The organism is Pseudomonas sp. VS40 (assembly GCF_018587885.1).
GTDB classification, from domain to species: domain Bacteria; phylum Pseudomonadota; class Gammaproteobacteria; order Pseudomonadales; family Pseudomonadaceae; genus Aquipseudomonas; species Aquipseudomonas pergaminensis.
Map to the genome: position 1 here is coordinate 324,532 of NZ_JAGYWD010000003.1, position 19,441 is coordinate 343,972.

Annotated in this window: 16 protein-coding genes; 10 read left to right on the forward strand and 6 right to left on the reverse strand. The window is 61.2% G+C overall.

The annotated features are described in order from the left end of the window. Positions 1-18 precede the first annotated feature (18 nt). A complete protein-coding gene (locus KHP07_RS10585; protein ID WP_028618464.1) occupies positions 19-372 on the forward strand; it encodes a YkgJ family cysteine cluster protein in 354 nt (117 codons plus the stop codon). A 6-nt stretch (positions 373-378) separates the two neighbouring features. Here the strand turns inward: KHP07_RS10585 and KHP07_RS10590 are convergent, their stop codons facing one another. Beyond that, a complete protein-coding gene (locus KHP07_RS10590; protein WP_003176896.1) occupies positions 379-867 on the reverse strand; it encodes an Lrp/AsnC ligand binding domain-containing protein in 489 nt (162 codons plus the stop codon). Positions 868-1,023: 156 nt separating this feature from the next. On the opposite strand from KHP07_RS10590, the gene dadA reads away from it, so the two are divergent. From dadA to KHP07_RS10620, 6 genes are all read left to right on the forward strand, one after another. Next, positions 1,024-2,325 carry a D-amino acid dehydrogenase gene (gene dadA, locus KHP07_RS10595; RefSeq protein WP_078050725.1) on the forward strand — a complete coding sequence of 434 codons (1,302 nt, stop codon included), beginning with the start codon at positions 1,024-1,026 and terminating at the stop codon, positions 2,323-2,325. Beyond that, positions 2,297-2,650, forward strand: coding sequence for a RidA family protein (locus KHP07_RS10600; protein WP_078050724.1), 354 nt, complete (start codon positions 2,297-2,299; stop codon positions 2,648-2,650). The genes dadA and KHP07_RS10600 overlap by 29 nt, the downstream gene beginning before the upstream one ends. A gap of 78 nt (positions 2,651-2,728) precedes the next feature. Beyond that, positions 2,729-3,802, forward strand: a complete 1,074-nt coding sequence (alr, locus tag KHP07_RS10605; protein ID WP_099493211.1) for an alanine racemase — start codon at positions 2,729-2,731, stop codon at positions 3,800-3,802. Positions 3,803-3,918: 116 nt separating this feature from the next. After that, positions 3,919-4,467 carry a cupin domain-containing protein gene (locus KHP07_RS10610; protein WP_003176893.1) on the forward strand — a complete coding sequence of 183 codons (549 nt, stop codon included), beginning with the start codon at positions 3,919-3,921 and terminating at the stop codon, positions 4,465-4,467. Between the two features lie 181 nt (positions 4,468-4,648). Beyond that, positions 4,649-5,062: a c-type cytochrome gene (locus KHP07_RS10615; protein ID WP_078050722.1), complete on the forward strand. Its 414-nt coding sequence runs from the start codon at positions 4,649-4,651 to the stop codon at positions 5,060-5,062. Between the two features lie 133 nt (positions 5,063-5,195). Further along, positions 5,196-7,118, forward strand: coding sequence for an acetyl-CoA hydrolase/transferase C-terminal domain-containing protein (locus KHP07_RS10620; RefSeq protein ID WP_214497169.1), 1,923 nt, complete (start codon positions 5,196-5,198; stop codon positions 7,116-7,118). Between the two features lie 83 nt (positions 7,119-7,201). Here KHP07_RS10620 and KHP07_RS10625 read toward each other — a convergent pair whose 3' ends face one another. Both KHP07_RS10625 and rep read right to left on the reverse strand, forming a co-directional pair. After that, entirely contained in the window at positions 7,202-7,774 is a 573-nt protein-coding gene (locus KHP07_RS10625) for a xanthine phosphoribosyltransferase (RefSeq protein WP_025856334.1), read from the reverse strand. Between the two features lie 58 nt (positions 7,775-7,832). Further along, positions 7,833-9,842 (reverse strand): DNA helicase Rep, encoded by a 2,010-nt coding sequence (gene rep / locus KHP07_RS10630; protein ID WP_099493208.1) that lies wholly within the window; start codon positions 9,840-9,842, stop codon positions 7,833-7,835. 255 nt (positions 9,843-10,097) lie between these two features. Between rep and KHP07_RS10635 the strand changes: the two genes are divergently transcribed. Then, a complete protein-coding gene (locus KHP07_RS10635; protein WP_078050719.1) occupies positions 10,098-11,762 on the forward strand; it encodes a putative bifunctional diguanylate cyclase/phosphodiesterase in 1,665 nt (554 codons plus the stop codon). A 125-nt stretch (positions 11,763-11,887) separates the two neighbouring features. Here the strand turns inward: KHP07_RS10635 and KHP07_RS10640 are convergent, their stop codons facing one another. Beyond that, positions 11,888-13,291 (reverse strand): NorM family multidrug efflux MATE transporter, encoded by a 1,404-nt coding sequence (locus KHP07_RS10640; protein ID WP_214497170.1) that lies wholly within the window; start codon positions 13,289-13,291, stop codon positions 11,888-11,890. A 149-nt stretch (positions 13,292-13,440) separates the two neighbouring features. Here KHP07_RS10640 and KHP07_RS10645 point away from each other — a divergent pair, with 149 nt between their 5' ends. After that, the gene (locus tag KHP07_RS10645) at positions 13,441-14,361 is read left to right on the forward strand and encodes a LysR substrate-binding domain-containing protein (protein WP_078050717.1); all 921 of its coding nucleotides are present in this window, start codon (positions 13,441-13,443) and stop codon (positions 14,359-14,361) included. A 177-nt stretch (positions 14,362-14,538) separates the two neighbouring features. Beyond that, positions 14,539-16,515, forward strand: a complete 1,977-nt coding sequence (locus tag KHP07_RS10650) for a methyl-accepting chemotaxis protein (protein ID WP_099493206.1) — start codon at positions 14,539-14,541, stop codon at positions 16,513-16,515. Between the two features lie 47 nt (positions 16,516-16,562). On the opposite strand, the gene KHP07_RS10655 is transcribed toward KHP07_RS10650, so the two are convergent. Further along, positions 16,563-18,059 carry a YifB family Mg chelatase-like AAA ATPase gene (locus tag KHP07_RS10655; protein WP_214497171.1) on the reverse strand — a complete coding sequence of 499 codons (1,497 nt, stop codon included), beginning with the start codon at positions 18,057-18,059 and terminating at the stop codon, positions 16,563-16,565. Positions 18,060-18,133: 74 nt separating this feature from the next. After that, the gene (locus KHP07_RS10660) at positions 18,134-19,375 is read right to left on the reverse strand and encodes an MFS transporter (protein ID WP_352152401.1); all 1,242 of its coding nucleotides are present in this window, start codon (positions 19,373-19,375) and stop codon (positions 18,134-18,136) included. Between the last annotated feature and the right edge of the window lie 66 nt (positions 19,376-19,441).

A 19,441-nucleotide genomic window follows, 5' to 3' on the forward strand; every position in this document is an offset into this window, starting at 1 on the left:
CGTTCGGTATGTGTTTCGATGAGTTGCAACAGTCAGAAAATCAGCGCGCTGCGTCGGCAGATTCCTTCGTTCGAGTGCGTCCCCGGTTGCCACGACTGCTGTGGGCCGGTGACCACGTCGCCCGAGGAAATGTCGCGTCTGCCGCGCAAGACCGCCGCCGAGCAAGACGCGGCCATGGATGAGCTGAACTGTGTGCACCTGGGCCCCAACGGCTGCACGGTGTACGACGAGCGACCGTTGATCTGCCGGCTGTTTGGCACCACCAAGGCCTTGCCGTGCCCGAATGGGCGGCGCCCGGTGGAGCTGATTCATCCGCGAGTGGAGAAGCAGATCCATGAGTACATGGCGAGCACGCGGCAGGTTTTGGTTTAGCCCTCTTCAGTCCGGAATCGGCAGGTTAAGGCTCTCCTTCACCTCTTCCATCACGATATAGCTCTTGGACTCCCGTACATGGGGCAGCTTGAGCAGGATATCCCCCAACAGTTTGCGGTACGACGCCATCTCGGAAATCCGTGCCTTTACCAGGTAATCGAAGTCGCCTGACACCAAGTGGCACTCCAGCACATGGGGCAGTTTCAGCACGGCGCGGCGGAATTCCTCAAAGGTGTCCCCGGATTTGTAATCGAGGCTGATCTCGACAAATACCAGCAAACTGCCCTTCAAATGCTGGGGATTGAGCCGCGCGTTGTAGCCCATGATGATCCCTTCACGCTCAAGCCGACGGACCCGTTCGGTGCACGGCGTGGTCGACAGCCCAACCTTCTCCCCCAGCTCCGTGAACGAAATACGCCCGTCGGTTTGCAGGATGCGCAGGATGTTGCGGTCGATCTTGTCCAGCTCCCGCTTGGTCTGGGTGTTGGTACGCATAGGGGATACGCCTCTGTGAAAAGGGTTTTTGCCGAGAATTGTCGCCAAATATAGGCAGTTATATAGTGAAATGCACTGGCAATTGTTTTTTACACTGCGCTCATCATTGCTCGAATAACACACGTCAGCGGCCATGCCCGCGATGAGGATAAAAAAATGCGCGTTCTGGTCTTGGGTAGCGGCGTCATTGGTGTGACCAGTGCCTACTATTTGGCTCGGGCCGGCTTTGAAGTCGTCGTAGTCGACCGTCAGCCTGCTGCTGCCATGGAAACCAGTTTCGCCAACGCCGGCCAGGTGTCCCCAGGCTACGCCTCGCCATGGGCCGCACCAGGCGTGCCGCTCAAGGCCATCAAGTGGCTGCTGCAACGCCACGCGCCGCTGGCGATCAAGGCCACCGCCGATATCGACCAATACCTGTGGATGGCGCAGATGCTGCGCAACTGCACCGCCAGCCGCTATGCAGTGAATAAGGAGCGCATGGTGCGCCTGTCCGAGTACAGCCGCGACTGCCTCGACGAACTGCGCGCCGAGACCGGCATTGCCTACGAAGGCCGCAGCCTCGGGACCACGCAGTTGTTCCGCACCCAGGCGCAGCTGGATGGTGCCGCGAAGGACATCGCCGTGCTGAAAGAGTCCGGCGTGCCGTTCGAACTGCTCGACCGCGCTGGCATTGCCCGCGTCGAGCCGGCCCTGGCCAGCGTCACCGATATACTTGCCGGTGCCCTGCGCCTACCCAACGACCAGACGGGCGACTGCCAGATGTTCACCACCCGCCTGGCCGACATGTGCACGCAATTGGGCGTGGAGTTCCGCTTCGAGCAGGACATCCAACGCCTTGACTATGCCGGTGACCGCATCAACGGCGTGTGGATCGACGGCAAGCTGGAAACCGCCGACCGCTACGTGCTGGCCCTGGGCAGTTATTCGCCGAAATTGCTCAAGCCGCTGGGGATCAAGGCGCCGGTGTACCCGCTCAAGGGTTACTCGCTGACCGTACCGATCACCAACCCGGCCATGGCGCCGACTTCGACCATTCTCGACGAGACCTATAAGGTCGCGATCACCCGTTTCGATAACCGCATCCGCGTGGGTGGCATGGCTGAAATAGCCGGTTTTGACCTGTCGCTGAACCCGCGCCGGCGCGAAACCCTGGAGATGATCGTCAACGACCTTTATCCTCAGGGTGGCGATTTGAACGAAGCCAGCTTCTGGACCGGCTTGCGTCCGACCACACCCGATGGCACGCCGATTGTCGGTGCCACTCCGTTCAAGAACCTGTTCCTGAATACCGGCCACGGCACCCTCGGTTGGACCATGGCGTGTGGCTCCGGTCGTTTGCTGGCCGACCTGATGGCGAAGAAAACGCCGCAGATCAGTGCCGAAGGCCTCGATATTTCCCGTTATGGCAACCACCAGGAGTCCGCAAAACATGTCAATCCAGCGCCAGCTCACCAATGAGCGCATGAGCCAGATCGTTGTCCACAGCGGTACCGTGTATCTGGCCGGGCAAGTCGGCGACGACATGAGCGCCGGGATTGAACAGCAGACCCGTGAAACCCTGGCCAATATCGAGCGTTTGCTGGACCTGGCCGGCACTGACAAGACCAAGCTGCTGTCGGTGACGATCTACCTGAAAGACATCGACGCGGATTTCGCCGGCATGAACGCGGTGTGGGACAAGTGGCTGCCAAAAGGCGTTGCCCCGGCCCGTGCCACGGTTGAAGCCAAGCTGTGCGAGCCGCAAATTCTGGTAGAGCTGTCCGTCGTGGCGGCCCTGCCTTAACAACGATCCCTCTCCCGGTGCCGAAGCGGTTGGTCGGTGCCGGTTTTTTCTTCACTTGCCGCCTAGAAGCCTGCCGCCATGCGTCCTGCCCGTGCCCTGATCGATCTCCAAGCCCTGCGCCACAATTACCAATTGGCCCGTGAAGTCACGGGGGCCAAGGCCCTTGCCGTGGTCAAGGCCGATGCCTACGGCCACGGCGCCGTGCGCGTGGCCCAGGCGCTGGAAGCCGAGGCGGACGGGTTTGCAGTGGCCTGCATCGAGGAGGCACTGGAACTGCGCGCTGCCGGAATTCGCGCGCCAGTGCTGCTGCTGGAAGGCTTTTTCGAGGCTGACGAGCTGCCGCTGATCATCGAGCATGATTTCTGGTGCGTGGTGCATTCGCTGTGGCAGTTGGATGCGATTGAGCAAGCCAGGTTGAGCAAGCCGCTGACAATTTGGCTCAAGCTTGACTCAGGCATGCATCGCGTTGGCCTGCATCCCAAGGATTATCACGAGGCGTACCAGCGCCTGCTGGCCAGCGGCAAAGTGGCCAAGATTGTGCTGATGAGCCACTTCGCCCGCGCCGATGAACTCGATTGCGTGCGCAGTGATGAGCAGGTGGCGGTATTTGAAGCGGCGCGCCAGGGCTTATCAGCCGAGGTCAGCCTGCGCAATTCACCGTCAGTGATGGGCTGGCCAGGTGTGTCCAGCGATTGGGTCCGTCCTGGCATCATGCTCTACGGGGCCACGCCCTTCGGCGAAGACCAGAGCGTGGCCGCGCGTTTGCAGCCGGTGATGACCCTGGAGTCCAAGGTTATCTGCGTACGTGAACTGCCGGCCGGTGAGCCGGTGGGTTATGGCGCCAAGTTCATTACGCCAAAACCGATGCGTATCGGCGTGGTTGCCATGGGCTACGCCGATGGTTACCCGCGCCACGCACCGACCGGCACGCCAGTGCTGGTGGCGGGGCAACGCAGCCAGTTGCTGGGGCGTGTGTCCATGGACATGCTGTGCATCGACCTGACGGACGTGCCGCAGGCGGGCCTCGGTTCCACGGTAGAGCTGTGGGGCAAAAACATCCTGGCCAGTGACATCGCGGTCGCTGCCGAGACCATTCCCTACCAGCTGTTCTGCAACCTGCGCCGCGTGCCAAGGCTCTATTCCGGGGCTTGACCGCCCGGTACGAACGCAAGCGCCTGGGATTTAGGCCCAAGTGTTGTAAATACTGAACGCTGTCGCCATGATAACGCTCAATTACAACAAAGCCTGAATCCTAGGAGGCTCCTGCATTGGACGTCGGCGAACGACTGCAATCCATCCGTAAACTGAAGGGTCTTTCCCAGCGCGAGCTCGCCAAGCGCGCGGGTGTCACCAACAGCACCATTTCGATGATCGAAAAAAACAGCGTCAGCCCCTCGATCAGCTCCTTGCGCAAGGTGCTGGGCGGCATCCCCATGTCCATGGTCGAGTTCTTTTCCGAGGAGATCCTCCAGGAAATACCGACGCAGATCGTCTATAAAGCCAATGAGCTTATCGATATCTCTGACGGTGCCGTCACCATGAAACTGGTGGGTCGCGCGCACCCCAGCCGGGCGATTGCGTTTCTCAACGAGATCTACCCGCCGGGCGCCGACACGGGCGAAGAAATGCTCACCCACGAAGGCGAAGAAACCGGGATTCTGGTGGAAGGTCGCCTGGAGTTGGTGGTCGGTCTTGAAACTTTTGTGCTCGAAGCGGGCGATAGCTACTACTTTGAAAGCACCAAGCCTCATCGTTTTCGCAACCCGTTCGACGTGCCGGCGCGACTAATCAGCGCAGCCACACCCGCGAACTTTTAAGAAAAGAGGCGTCCTGCCAGCGTTGCAGAGACACCCAGGCAGTATTCCGTGAAGCCGAATCTCCCTTTATTTAATAGGGTTGTTTCGGCCAGGCGGGCTAACCGTTATACTTTCGCCGCCTGCGAAACCGTGGCCGCAGGCGTGAATAGCCACCATTGAGGGTGAACGCGTGAACCTAATTATGAAAATGCTGGCTGCACCAGCAACCGTACTGGCCCTATGGGCTGTCAGCGCTCAAGCTGCGACCAATGATGACATTGCCAAGCGTCTGGAGCCTGTCGGCCAAGTCTGCGTCCAGGGCCAGGAATGCAAGGGGATGGAAGTGGCGGTAGCCGCAGGCGGCGGCGCGGCGAAGACGCCGGATGAGATCATCGCCAAGCATTGCAACGCTTGCCACGGCACCGGCCTATTAGGTGCGCCAAAAATCGGCGACACCGCTGCCTGGAAAGAACGCGCCGACCATCAAGGCGGCCTGGATGGCATCCTGGCCAAGGCGATTACGGGCATCAATGCCATGCCGCCAAAAGGCACCTGCGCCGATTGCTCGGATGACGACCTCAAAGGTGCGATCCAGAAGATGTCCGGGTTGAAATAAACCGATCTTCGCCAAAAAGCCGCTTACGAGCGGCTTTTTTGTGCCGGCGATTTATGTTTCAGAGCTGTTCTTTGCAGCAAAGACCCGGCAAGCTCGGTCCAACCCCTAATCATGGAATGTTCAGGAGGGTCGGATGGTGCAGTTGTGTTCAATCGAGCAAGCAGTTGACGATGTACTGGAACGGTTGCCGGCGCATATCCACATGGGCATGCCGCTTGGCCTGGGCAAGCCGAACCTGTTTGCCAACGCGCTGTACCGGCGCATCGCCAAACTGCCGGAGCGGTCGCTGACGATCTATACCGCCTTGAGCCTGGGCCGGCCAACGCTGGGCGATGGCTTGCAGAAACGCTTTCTCGAGCCCTTTATCGAGCGGGTGTTTGGCGACTATCCCGAGCTGGATTTCCTCGCCGCCCTGCACAAGGACAACCTTCCGAAAAATATCCACGTCCAGCAATTTTTCATGCAGCCCGGCAGCTTGCTCCACAGCGAGTCGGCCCAGCAGGACTATGTCAGCAGCAATTACAGCCATGCCGCGCGCGACATCAACGCCGCTGGCCTGAACCTGGTGGCGCAGCTGGTCGCCAGCAGCGCCGATCATCCTGATCGCCTGAGCCTGAGCTGCAACCCGGATATCACCCTTGACCTGTTGCCCATGATTGCCAAGCGTCGTGAGGCTGGCGAAACCATTCTGGTGGTCGGCCAGGTTCACAGCGACTTGCCCTATATGCCCGGGGACGCTGAATTGGGCATGGATGCTTTCGATTACCTGATCGATGAAAAAGACAGCACCACGTTGTTCTCCACGCCGAATATGCCGGTGGGTTTCCAGGACCACTTTATCGGCCTGCATGCCAGCACCCTTGTGCGCGACGGCGGCACTTTGCAGATCGGCATCGGCTCCATGGGTGATGCGCTGACGGCCGCGCTGTTGGCCCGCCAGGCGGACAATGAATCCTATCGACTGCTGCTGACAGACCTCGATGTGTACCAATGGGCGCCATTGATCAGCCGAGAAGGCGGCGTCGACCCCTTCGCCCGTGGCCTCTACGGTTGCAGCGAAATGTTCGTCAACGGCCTGCTGGTACTGGCAGACGCGGGGATTATCCGCCGCAAGGTCTACCCGGATGTGGTCACGCAGGAACAGGCTAACGCCGGTACGCTCGACGATGCCGCGCAGCCCGACGGTATCTCGATCCACGGCGGATTCTTCCTGGGCCCGAGCAGTTTTTACCAGCGCCTGCAGGAGATGACTCACGCCAAGCGCCTCGAATTCAACATGACCCGCATCAGCTACATCAACGAGCTGTATGGCCAGGAAGAGCTCAAGCGCCTGCAGCGCCTGGACGCGCGGTTTATCAACAGCGCGATCATGGTGACGCTGCTCGGCGCGGGTGTCGCCGACCAACTGGACGACGGCCGCGTGCTCAGCGGTGTGGGCGGGCAATACAACTTCGTAGCCCAGGGCCATGCGTTGGAGGGTGCGCGGTCGATCCTGATCTTGCGCAGTTGGCGCGAGTCGGCGGGGGAGGTCAGTTCCAACATTGTGTGGGAATACGGCCACTGCACGATTCCTCGGCACCTGCGGGACATTGTCATCACCGAGTATGGCATTGCCGATTTGCGTGGGCAGACGGATGCCAAGGTGATCGAGGCGTTGCTCAATATCACTGACTCACGGTTCCAGGATGATTTGATCGAACAGGCGCAGAAGGCCGGCAAGTTGCCCAAGGATTTCAAGCTGGATCCACGCTTTGCCGATAACACGCCGGAACGGTTACAGGCGATTCAAGCGCGTCATCGTCGACTGTTCCCGGAGTATCCGCTGGGCAGCGATTTCACGGACGAGGAGCGGGATTTGCTGCGGGCGCTGAACTGGCTCAAGAGCAAATTCAAGCTCACGGAGATTCTGGAGTTGGGCAAGGCAGCGTTGGACGCGCCGGAGCCGGAGGCGTTTCCCAAGCATCTGGAACGCATGGGATTGAACAAGCCCGATGGGCTGAAAGAAGATTTGTATCAGCGGCTGTTGCTCGCTGGCCTGCAGGCCACCGCGAATTAGCCAGCAGCGCCGGGCTTTTGTGGTGAGCGGACTTGCCCCGCGCGAGGCAAGCTCGCTCACTACAAAAATACCGCCAGGCGTGATTATTCGATGAAGGTCACTACGCCGCCTTCCAACGATTTCACCCGTGCCAGGGATTCCACTCGGTATCCCTGCGCGTCCAACTCCGCACGGCCGCCCTGGAACGACTTCTCGATCACGATCCCCAAACCGGCAACGGTCGCGCCGGCCTGCTTGATGATCGAGATCAGCGCCTGGGACGCCTTGCCATTGGCCAGGAAGTCATCAATGACCAGCACGCGGTCGCTGCTGGTCAGGTGGCGAGGGGAAATCGCCACGGTGCTTTCGACCTTCTTGGTGAAGGAATACACCGTCGCCGACAGCAGGTTTTCCGTGAGGGTCAGGGATTGCTGCTTGCGTGCAAAGATCACCGGTACGCCCAGGTTCAGGCCGGTCATGATCGCCGGGGCGATGCCCGAGGCTTCGATGGTGACGATCTTGGTGATGCCCGAATCCTTGAACAGTGCGGCGAATTCGTCGCCGATCAGTTTCATCAGTGCCGGGTCGATCTGGTGGTTCAGAAAGGCGTCGACCTTGAGTACCTGATCGGAAAGCACGATGCCTTCTTCGCGAATTTTCTTGTGCAGTGCTTCCACGGAAAGCTTCCTCTAATGGCGCGGTGCGCGCCGAAAGTAGATTAAAAAGTAGTCGATTCTAGCGCTTTAACATCGCGCGTATATCCGCCAAGGCGGTGTTGCCGCGAACGGCCTTCACCTCGGTCGGGGTGTCGTCATTGCCTTCCCAGGCCAGGTCATCCGGCGGCAGTTCATCCAGGAACCGGCTGGGGGCACAATCGATGATTTCGCCGTATTGCTTGCGCTTGGCGGCAAAGGTGAAGGCCAGGGTCTGACGCGCGCGGGTAATGCCCACGTAGGCCAGGCGGCGTTCTTCTTCGATAGTGTCGGCTTCAATGCTGGAGCGGTGCGGGAGGATTTCCTCTTCCATGCCCATGATGAACACGTAGGGGAATTCCAGACCCTTGGACGCATGCAAGGTCATCATCTGCACGCCTTCGGCGCCGTCTTCCTCTTCCTGCTGGCGCTCGAGCATGTCGCGCAGCACCAGCTTGCCGATGGCGTCTTCGACGGTCATTTCGCCGTCTTCGTCTTTTTCCAGGGTGTTCTTCAGCGCTTCGATCAGGAACCAGACGTTGCTCATGCGGTAATCCGCGGCCTTGTCGCTGGAACTGTTGGTGCGCAGCCAGTTTTCGTAGTCGATGTCCATGACCATGCTGCGCAGCGCACTGATCGGGTCTTCGCCGGCGCACTGCTCGCGCACCTTGTCCATGAAGCGCTTGAAGCGCGACAGGCGATCGGTGAAGCGCGAATCCAAATGTTCGCCCAGGCCGATTTCGTCGGTGGCGGCGTACATCGAGATCTTGCGTTCAGTGGCGTAGTTGCCGAGCTTTTCCAGGGTGGTCGAGCCGATTTCGCGGCGCGGCACGTTGATCACGCGCAGGAAGGCGTTGTCGTCGTCCGGGTTCACGATCAGCCGGAAGTAGGCCATCAGGTCCTTGACTTCCTGGCGTCCGAAAAAGCTGTTGCCGCCCGAGAGGCGATACGGCACCTGGTGGTGCTGCAACTTCAGCTCGATCAGCTTGGCCTGGTAGTTGCCGCGGTACAGGATCGCGAAGTCGCTGTAGGGCCGGTCGGTGCGCAAGTGCAGGCTGAGGATTTCCACGGCCACGCGCTCGGCTTCGGCGTCTTCGTTGCGGCAGCGGATCACACGGATTTCATCGCCATGGCCCATCTCGCTCCACAGCTGTTTTTCAAACTCGTGGGGGTTGTTCGAGATCAGCACGTTCGCGCAGCGCAGGATGCGGCTGGTGGAGCGGTAGTTCTGCTCCAGCATCACCACTTTCAGGGACGGGTAGTCGTCCTTGAGCAGCATCAGGTTTTCCGGGCGGGCGCCGCGCCAGGCGTAGATCGATTGGTCGTCGTCGCCTACTACGGTGAACTGGTTGCGCTTGCCGATCAGCATCTTCACCAGCAGGTATTGGCTGGCGTTGGTGTCCTGGTATTCGTCCACCAGCAGGTAGCGCACCTTGTTCTGCCATTTTTCGAGGATGTCGGCGTGTTCCTCGAACAATTTCACCGGCAGCAGGATCAGGTCGTCGAAGTCCACCGCGTTGAACGCCTTGAGCGTGCGCTGGTAGTGGGTGTAGACGATGGCGGCGGTCTGTTCCTTGGGGTTGCGTGCGTTTTCCAGGGCCTGGGCGGGCAGGATCAGGTCGTTTTTCCAGGCGCCGATCATGTTCTTGATCTCATCCACGCCGTCGTCGCCTGCGTATTCCTTTTGCATGATGTCGGTCATCAGCGACTTCACGTCGGTCTCGTCGAAGATCGAGAAGCCCGGCTTGTAGCCTAACCGCGCATGCTCCTTGCGGATGATGTTCAGCCCCAGGTTGTGGAAGGTGCACACGGTGAGGCCACGGCCTTCGCCACCCTTGAGCAGGGTGCCGACGCGCTCTTTCATTTCCCGCGCCGCCTTGTTGGTAAACGTCATGGCAACAATGTATTGGGCGCGGATGCCGCACTGCTGGATCAGGTGCGCGATCTTGCGGGTGATCACGCTGGTCTTGCCGGAGCCTGCACCGGCGAGCACCAATAGAGGGCCGCCGACGTAGTTCACGGCTTCTTGCTGCCGGGGATTGAGTCGGGACATAAGGAATTCAGGGAGTCGTTATTCAAAAGGGCGGGCATTTTAACAGGCTGGCAGGATTCTGCCCTGTCAGAACGACAGTGTGACGTACCACTCGATCTAAATTTGCCGGTTTTGATACTTTGCCGCAGGATGTCGGGGTTGTTTGAGACTATTGTTTACAGTTCGCGTGTTTGATAACCCCTATCATTGGTGATTCTCAGGCCGCACGTCATAATGCCCGCCGCCACGATTTTTTGCAGAGTCTAGGGAGCTAGCTTGTCTACGCCTGTCGAACCCTTGCGTTTGCTGCTGCTGGCCGATGAGCCCGCGTGGGCAGCGTTATTGCGCGAGTGCCTGGCGCCGATGGGCGATGGGGCTGTGCTGATCAGCGCGCCAAACTGGGATTCCGTGAGCCGTCTGTTCGATGACGACCAAAGCGCCGTGCTGCTCACCACGCCCAGCCTGCAACCCGGCCCTGGGCGATGCAGCCTGCCGTGCGTCTTGCTGCTGGAGCAGGAACCGCTGGTTTCGCCGCTGGGCGTCAGCGATTGGCTGGTGCGTGATGTATTGGATGCCGATACAGTGCGCCGCTGCCTGCGCCACGTCCGCGAGCGTGGCGTGCTGGAAAACACCCTGCAACGCCTGGCCGAACAAGACCCGCTCACCGGTATCGCCAACCGCCAGGGCTTCCAGACCCTGTTGACCGCGCGCCTGGCCGAGAACGAAGGCCGTGGCCTGGCCCTCGGGCACCTGGACCTTGATAACTTCCGCCACGCCAACGACGCCCTCGGCCACCAGGCCGGCGACCGGTTGATCCTGCAAGTGGTCTCGCGGCTCAAGAGCCAGCTCGAGGTTGGGGACCAACTGGCGCGCCTGGGCAGCGACGAATTCGCCCTGCTCATCGACACCCGCCGCGCGCCCCAGCGTGCCGAATGGATGGCCGAGCGCATCACCGAAGTCATGGCCGAACCTTATTGGGTGGATGGCGAAAGCCTACTGATCGGTTGCAGCCTGGGCGTGGCGCATGCCCGTGCCCGCGCCGGTGCCGACCCGCTGATGTGGCACGCGCATATCGCCATGCAGCAGGCCAAGAGCACCCAGGGCTGCACCTTCCATATCTTCAACGAACGTATCAATCGCAACGCGCGCAGCCTGGCCGACCTGGAAAGCGAACTGCGCCGCGCTTTGCGGCGTGATGAACTGGAGCTGCACTACCAGCCGCGCCTGGACCTGGACGACGGGCATATCGTCGGCCTGGAGGCCCTGGTGCGCTGGCGCCATGGCGAGCGTGGCCTGTTACCGCCGAGTGAATTCGTGCCCCTGGCCGAGCAAAGCGGCCTGATCGTGCCGTTGGGCTACTGGGTGATCTCCCGGGCCCTGCGTGACATGCAAGACCTGCGCGAACGCGGCCTGCCGCCGCTGCACATGGCGGTCAACCTGTCGTTCCGCCAGTTCCAGGACAGCCAGTTGCTCTCGACCCTCAGCCGGCTGATTGCCGAGCGTGGCGTGGAGGCGCAATGGCTGGAGTTCGAACTGACCGAAACCGCCGTGATGCGCCGCAGTGACCTGGTCAAACAGACCATGGACGCCCTCGGCCGCCTGGGCGTGCGGTTTTCCCTGGATGATTTTGGTACCGGCTTCTCATCCTTCGTGCACCTCAACAGCCTGCCGATTGCCTTGCTGAAAATCGACAAGAGCTTTGTCGGTGGCATGGAAGAGCGCGAAGAGAACCGCAAGCTGGTGCATGCCATGATCAATCTGGCGCACAACCTCAACCTGGAAGTGGTCGCCGAAGGCGTGGAAACGCCGGAGCAGTTGGCGTTGTTGAGGTTGTTTGGCTGCGACCAGGCCCAGGGTTACCTGATCAGCAAGCCGCTGCCGTTGCCGGAGTTGGTGGAGTACCTGACTTTCGGGAAAAGCCAGCAGGCGCTGCTGGGTTGAGCTGCAAACCCAATCAACTGTGGGAGCGGGCTTGCTCGCGAATGCGGTAGATCAGTCAATAAATGTGGTGACTGACACTTAGCATTCGCGAGCAAGCCCGCTCCCACATTGACCTTGTACAATCCCTAGTCAGGTTGCATTGCCTGGAATTCAGCGCGAACTTCGGGCTCTCGCCGAATCATCCGCTTCATCTTCGCCTCGAACGCCCAGGTCAAGCTCACCGCCGCGCACGCCAGGCCCAGCGCCAACCCCCACCACACACCGGTTGGCCCCCAGCCGAGGGTGAAGGCCATCAACCAGGCCGACGGTGCCCCAATCAACCAATAGCAGCCCGCCCCGATCAGGAAGGTGGTCTTGGCGTCCTTGAGCCCGCGAATGCAGCCCATGGCGATGGTTTGCACGCCGTCGAACAACTCGAACCACGCCGCCACGGCCAGCAGGCTGACGGCCAGGACGATCACGTCGTGGAACGCCGGGTCGTTATGGTCGATGAGCAGCCCGATCAGCGGGTCGGAAAACAGCCACAGTACTACGGCAAATCCCAGCATTACCGCCGCGCCAAAGCCTATGCCCACGCGCCCGGCCAGGCGCGCCTGCAGTAACTGCCCGGCGCCGTAATGCTGGCCGATGCGCATGGTCACCGCGTAGGACATCCCCGCAGGCACCATGAACGCCACCGAGACGATCTGCAGCGCGACCTGATGCGCCGCCAACTGCGTGCTGCCCATGGTGCCCATGCACAGCGCCGCAAAGGCAAACAGCCCGACTTCCACTGCGTAGGTGCCGCCGATTGGCAGGCCCAGGCGCCACAACTCGCGCAGGTACTGCGTATTGAGGCGCAGCAGGCCGCTGCTCAGCGGGTAGGCCGCATAGGTACGGTTGCGGTGGATGTACCACATCAACGTCAATGCCATGCCGTTGGCGACGATGGCGGTGACCAGCCCAATGCCCATCAGGCCCGGTTTAGGCAGGCCGAACATGCCTTCGATCAACGCGTGGTTGAGCAGGTAGTTGGCCACCGCACCACCGAGGCTGATCACCATCACCGGCTGGGCCTTGCCAATCGCGCTGGTGAAGCCGCGCAAGGCCATGAAGCTCAGGAAGCCCGGCAAGGCGAACGGCAGGATCGTCAGGAATTGCCCCGCCGAGTGCACGTTGGTCTCGGTCTGGCCAAACATCAACAGCAGTGGCTTGAGGTTCCACAGCAGCAGGCCCGCAGCCAACGCCATCAGCCATGCCAGCCACAGCCCGGCCTGGGTCAGGCGGGTAGCGCCTTCGATATCGCCCGCGCCGTGACGAATGGCCACGAGAGTACCCACGGCGGCAATCACGCCGATGCAAAAAATCGACACGAACGAATAACTCGCTGCGCCCAGGCCGCCACCGGCCAGAGCTTCGGGGCTCAGGCGGGCCATCATCAGGGTGTCGGTCAGCACCATCAGCATGTGTGCCAGCTGTGAGGCAATCAACGGCCCCGACAGCCGCAGAATGGCCCAGAGCTCGGTACGTGCCGGATGCTGCATGATCATCACACTCGAAATGTCGGAGGGGTGGGGAAGGGTTGATTCTCGGCGCTCCCAACCCATTGCACAAAGGGATAAATGCGATCGCTCGCATGACTAAAACTCATGCCTAATGAATCTGGTAGCTTAGGGTATTGCCTGTAGGAGTTTTCCAGATGCCACGTCGCCTACCGCCGCTGTATGCCCTCCGTGCGTTTGAGGCGGCTTCCCGGCACAACTCCTTCACGCGTGCGGCGGAGGAGCTGTCCATTACGCAGAGTGCGGTGAGCCGACATATCCGCACACTGGAAGAGCATTTCGCCTGTCGACTGTTTCAACGCAGTGGCCGTACTCTGCAGCTCACTGAAGCCGCGCGCTTGCTGTTGCCTGGCGTGCGCGAAGGTTTCGCCGCGCTGGAGCGGGCCTGCCATACGCTGAACGCCGAGGACGACATCCTGCGCATGAAGGCACCGTCGACCCTGACCATGCGTTGGCTGCTGGCGCGACTCAGTCGCTTCCGGGCGCTACAGCCTGGCAATGAAGTGCAGTTGACCAGCGCCTGGATGAGCGTGGACGAGGTGGATTTCAACCAGGAGCCGTTCGACTGTGCAGTGCTGCTGAGCTACGGACATTTTCCCGCGGACTGGGAGGCCAGTTACCTGTTCCCGGAATTGCTGATTCCGGTTGGCGCACCCAACCTGTTGGCGGATGGTCCCTGGGACGCCGCACGCTTGGCCACTGCCGAGCTGTTGCACCCAACGCCCGACCGACGCGATTGGCGCAATTGGCTGGAGCGCATGGGGTTGTCATCCCAGGTCTCGCTCAAGGGCGGGCAGGTGTTCGATACCCTCGAACTGGGCATGATCGCCGCCGCGCGGGGCTATGGCGTGTCGATGGGCGACTTACTGATGGTGGCCGAAGACGTGGCCCAGGGACGGTTGAGCCTGCCATGGCCCACTGCCGTCGCCAGTGGTGAAAATTATTACCTGGTGTGGCCGAAAACCCGCCCCGGCGGCGAGCGTTTGCGGCGCTTGGCGGAGTTTCTCCAGGCTGAAGTCAAGGCCATGGAATTGCCTGTGGTCGAGCGATTCGATTGAGTGGTGCAAGACCGTTCGTGCAATCGTTTGCGTGATACCCCTGTGATTCGCTCAAGTATTGGCTCTGCCCGCCGAAGTAGGTGTGTTGGAACCATCGTGCACCAACGTTTTCCACCAGATAATTTGCCGAGCAGCGCTATGAGATCAGGATGATCCTGGCCTCGGCCAGGAGCCTTCATGTCTCAACCTCGCGCCCGGATAGCCTCACAGCTAGGCCTCGCACTCGCCGTGATACTGGCTGTCGTCATCAGCGGCAGTACCGTGTTTGCCTTGCGTTCCCTCGACTCCGCCAACCTCGCCACCCGTGAGGAACACCTGGCCAGCGAGGCGCGCTTGCTCGCCGACCAACTCAATACCTTCCACAGCACGTTGCGCGAAAGTACCCAGCGGTTGAGCGGGCTGTTTGAAAAGCGCTTCGGCGCGGGCTTGAGTGTGCGTGGGGACCAGCCCATTACCGTGGCCGGTGTGCAGACCCCGAGCCTGTTCCTGGGCAGCGACCTGCTGAACAACGATTTCGATGAGGTCGATGAGTTCAAGGACACCTCCGGCGGCGTGGCCACGGTATTTGTGCGCAGCGGCGAAGACTTCATCCGCATCAGTACGTCGCTGACCAAGCAGGATGGCAGTCGTGCCATTGGTACCGCCCTGGACCATCAGCATCCGGCGTATCAGCGCCTGCTTGCCGGGCAGAGCTACGTTGGCCGTGCGGTGCTGTTTGAACGTTCCTACATGACCCAATACACCCCGGTGCGCGATGCGGCCGGCAAGGTGATTGCGGTGCTGTTTGTCGGCTTCGATTACACCGATGCGCAGAACGCCCAGTTCGAAAACCTCAAGCGCTTCCGTATCGGCTCCACCGGTTCCCTGGCCTTGCTGGATGAACAGAAACGCTGGCTGGTACCGCCGGCCGGTGTACAGGCACTGGACCAGTCGATTCCGGTGGTGCTCGACCTGGCGAAAAAACCGGGTGAGGGCCGCTTCTGGAGTGACAAGAACGAAGACTTCTACAGCGTCGCGGTGCCATTCGAAGGCGGACCGTGGTCGGTAGTGGCGAGCATGCCGAAGGCGGAAATCCGCGAAGTCACCTGGGCTGTGGGGATCCGCCTGGTGATTGGCAGTGTGCTGGCGATGCTGTTCGCGGTCGGCGCGGCGGTGTGGCTGCTGCGCAGCAAGTTGCAGCCCCTGAGTGACCTGGTGCGTCAGGCCGAGGCCCTGGGCGCCGGTGATTTGAGCGCACGTCTCAACGTATCCAGCCATGACGAAATCGGCCAGCTGGCGCGCAGTTTCAACCAGATGGGTGAAGCGCTGTCGACCATGGTCTCGCATATCCGCAAGGCGGCCGAAGAGGTCAACAGCCGTGCCCAGGCGTTGTCCGGTTTGTCCGGTGGCGCCTATGAAGGCATGGAGCAGCAGTCCGGCGAGATCACCAGCATGGCCGGCGCGGTGGAAGAATTCAGCGCCACCTCGCTGAACATCGCCGACAACATGGGCAACACCGAGCGCCTGGCCCAGGAAAACGCCCAGCAAACCCGTATCGGTCGTACCTCGATGCAAGAGGCGTCTTCGTCGCTGGAGCACATCGCCGCTGCGTTGAACAGCACGGCCACGGTGATCAACACCCTCGGCCAGCGCTCCCAGGAGATCGGCGGGATCGTCGGCGTGATCACTTCTATCGCCGAACAGACCAACCTGCTGGCGCTCAACGCCGCCATTGAAGCCGCACGGGCGGGTGAGCAAGGCCGCGGGTTTGCCGTGGTCGCCGACGAAGTGCGCAACCTGGCGTCGCGCACCCGACAGGCCACTGACGAAATCTCCGGGATGATCCAGAGCATCCAGCAGGAAACCGGCAACGCGATCAGCACCATGGAACACGGCAATGTGTTGATGCAGGAAGGGCTGTCGCGCAACGCCGACGTGGCCTCGGCCCTGGCGCGTATCGACGAGCAAAGCCGCTCGGCTGGCCAGCAGTTCGCCGCGATCACCACCGCCACTCAGGAGCAGAGCAGCACCGCTACGCTGCTCAGCAGCAACCTGCAGAGCATTGCGCTGGCCAACAGCGAGCAGCGTGAAGTGGTGTCGAACCTGGCGATTACCGCCAAGGAGCTGGAAACCCTGGCGGCAGGCTTGCGCCATGAGGTGGATCGCTTCCGCTGATCCCCCTTTGTAGGCGCCGGCAAGCCGGCTCCTGTAATGTCGGGCTGTCAGGTGATTGCTGCCGGGCGATATTGCAGGGCCTCTTGCAGATGATGGCGAGCGATAGCGTCCGTTTGCTCCAGATCTGCCAGGGTGCGCGCCACCTTGAGCAGCCGGTGGGCCGCGCGCAGCGACAGTGTCAGCCGCTCGCAGGCAGTCTCCAGCCAGCCTTCATCGACCTTCGCCAGCGTGCAGTGCTGGCGAAGCCCAGGCAGATCCAGGAAAGCATTCGCACAACCCTGGCGCTTTAACTGGCGCTCCCGGGCCTCGGCAACCTCGGCCGAAGCCTTTGCAGTGTTATCGCCAGCCTGGTGGGTGGGGTTTAGTGCAGTGGTTTCCCGAGCGACGGTCAGGTGCAGGTCGATCCGGTCCATCAGCGGTCCGGACAGCTTGTTGCGATACCGCTGGATCTGCTCCGGCGTACAACGACAGCGCCCGCTGGGTTCGCCCAGATAGCCGCAAGGGCAGGGGTTCATCGCGGCCACCAGTTGAAAGCGCGCCGGGAATCTCACCCGGTCACGGGCGCGGGAAATCACGATATGCCCTGACTCCAGGGGTTCACACAGTACCTCCAGCACCTTGCGATCAAACTCCGGCAATTCATCCAGGAACAGCACACCGTGATGAGCCAGGGTAATTTCCCCTGGCTGCGGTTTCGACCCGCCGCCCACCAATGCAGGGCCTGATGCCGAGTGATGTGGCTGGCGGAATGGTCGGTGCGGCCAATGGCTCAGTGGTGCCAGGCTGACGACCGACTGAATTGCTGCGACTTCCAAGGCTTCCTGCTCGCTCAGCGGCGGCAGCAAACCCGGTAGGCGGCTTGCGAGCAGCGTCTTGCCCGTTCCTGGGGGCCCGCTGAACAGCACATTGTGTGCGCCCGCCGCTGCTATCAGCAGCGCGCGCTTGGCCGACAGTTGGCCCTGGACTTCACTCAGGTCCGGGTATGGCTTGTTCAGATACAGCAAGCCATCGGATTTATAAGGCTCGATAGGCTGGTGCCCATTCAGGTGCGCCACCACCTGCAGCAAGTGATCCACCGCAATGACCTTCAACCCTGACGCCAGGCACGCTTCCTCCGCATTCGCCCGCGGCACTATCACGGTGCGCCCGGCTTTGCGTGCCGCCAGTGCCGCTGGCAATACGCCTTTCACCGCGCGCACTTCACCTGAGAGCGCCAACTCCCCGAGGCACTCCACATCGTCGAGCATCAACGCCGGTACCTGCACGCTGGCCGCGAGAATCCCCAGGGCAATCGCCAAGTCAAAGCGCCCGCCGTCCTTGGGCAGGTCGGCAGGCGCGAGGTTGAGGGTGATGCGACGGGCGGGGTATTGCAGCGCGGAGTTGAGGATGGCGCTGCGCACGCGGTCCTTGCTCTCCTTGACCGCCGTTTCCGGCAAACCCACCAGCGTCAGGGACGGCAAACCATTGGCCATGTGCACTTCGACAGTGACGGCAGGCGCTTCGACGCCGATCTGGGCGCGGCTGTGGACGATGGCGAGGGACATGCACATTCCTTGAAAAATAGAGGCCGCTTCCTGCGGTTTTTCAAAGGTAGTCGAGGGATTGCCGGGGCGGCGGATCAGACTTTTACAGGACGTATCAAACGTGCAAAGGCGTCGGGATATTTATCCAGGTAGGCATCGTTGAGCTGCGTATCGGGGGCGCGCATGAAGGTGCGGAAATCCGGGATCAGGAACACCAGCAGTGACAATCCCAGCACCATCACCCCCAGCGACGTGATGGTCAGTGCAACGCCGAGATGAGCAATTAAGCCGTTCATGGCAAAACTACCCAGCGGGCTGGCTGCAGCGGACAGGAACGACACGGTGGCAAAGATCCGATTGCGATGCGACTTGGGGGTCGCCAGCAACCTGACGGCAGAGGTCGGGATATTGATCAGCATCAGGCCCACCCCACCGCAGAAAAATGCCAGCGGCACGACGACCACTGATGAAAGTGTGCCGGCCAGCCACAGGTTGCCCCCCAACAGTGCAAAACCCAGCGCGACACAGAAGTCACGGGGCACTCGTTCGGTCAGCCAGCCGGTGATCCTGTAGCTGCCCAGCAGGATGCCCAGGCCAAAGCAAGTATCCAGCAGGCCGAGGTAGGTGACCGGATAGTGGATAACGGTCTTGACGTAGAGCGGCAACAGGATGGTAAAGAATGGAAATAGCGCAAAGTTGACGAGCATCGCCACCAGGGCCAGGTAGAACTCGACCTTCACGCCATAGACCGCCTTGAAGCCCGAGTAAATCATGCGCCAGCCGTTGGCGGTCGGGGCTTGTTCATCCGGGGGGCTGGCACCGAGGTGGCGGGGGACCGATGCAATCAAGGCTGCCGCGCCAAGCATCGCAAAGAAGTCGACGGTAAACGCCAGCGTGGTGCCGAAACTGAAAATCAACGCGCTGGCCATGATTGGCCCAAGCAGGTTGGAAATGGACGAGAGCATGCTTTTGGTGCGCACGGCCAGTGAGACCTGATCGTCGCGCGCAAACAACGGAATAATCGAGGATTGCAGCGGGTCGCGGACGCCCGCGACGGCACTGCTGACCAGCATCAGGGCGCCGACGGTCCAGGGGTTGAACAGTTGCGTGGCAGAGAGCACCACCATCAACAGCGCGGTCAGCAGGCTGGTAAGAGAGGCGAGTTTGAGGATCAGGATCTTGTTGTGCTTATCGCCCAGCCACCCCAGCAGGGGGCGGGCCAGTACCTCCGCTGCGATGGAGCAGGCGATCATGTTGGCGAAGGCGAGGGCTGAACCGGTTTGCTGCAAGGCCCACCAGGCCACGGCCAATTGGTTGCAGCGGCCACCAAGCACCACCAGCAAAAAGCTGAATTGTATTTTCAGCAGGCGCCGGTCGAGGGCCGGCAGGGCCCACGTAGAGCG

Bases quoted from the DNA above. Each gene is read 5' to 3' on its own strand.
- KHP07_RS10585 (WP_028618464.1), top strand. From the start codon at position 19: ATGAGTTGCAACAGTCAGAAAATCAGCGCGCTGCGTCGGCAGATTCCT.
- KHP07_RS10590 (WP_003176896.1), bottom strand. From the start codon at position 867: ATGCGTACCAACACCCAGACCAAGCGGGAGCTGGACAAGATCGACCGC.
- dadA (WP_078050725.1), top strand. From the start codon at position 1,024: ATGCGCGTTCTGGTCTTGGGTAGCGGCGTCATTGGTGTGACCAGTGCC.
- KHP07_RS10600 (WP_078050724.1), top strand. From the start codon at position 2,297: ATGTCAATCCAGCGCCAGCTCACCAATGAGCGCATGAGCCAGATCGTT.
- alr (WP_099493211.1), top strand. From the start codon at position 2,729: ATGCGTCCTGCCCGTGCCCTGATCGATCTCCAAGCCCTGCGCCACAAT.
- KHP07_RS10615 (WP_078050722.1), top strand. From the start codon at position 4,649: ATGAAAATGCTGGCTGCACCAGCAACCGTACTGGCCCTATGGGCTGTC.
- KHP07_RS10620 (WP_214497169.1), top strand. From the start codon at position 5,196: ATGGTGCAGTTGTGTTCAATCGAGCAAGCAGTTGACGATGTACTGGAA.
- rep (WP_099493208.1), bottom strand. From the start codon at position 9,842: ATGTCCCGACTCAATCCCCGGCAGCAAGAAGCCGTGAACTACGTCGGC.
- KHP07_RS10640 (WP_214497170.1), bottom strand. From the start codon at position 13,291: ATGATCATGCAGCATCCGGCACGTACCGAGCTCTGGGCCATTCTGCGG.
- KHP07_RS10645 (WP_078050717.1), top strand. From the start codon at position 13,441: ATGCCACGTCGCCTACCGCCGCTGTATGCCCTCCGTGCGTTTGAGGCG.
- KHP07_RS10650 (WP_099493206.1), top strand. From the start codon at position 14,539: ATGTCTCAACCTCGCGCCCGGATAGCCTCACAGCTAGGCCTCGCACTC.
- KHP07_RS10655 (WP_214497171.1), bottom strand. From the start codon at position 18,059: ATGTCCCTCGCCATCGTCCACAGCCGCGCCCAGATCGGCGTCGAAGCG.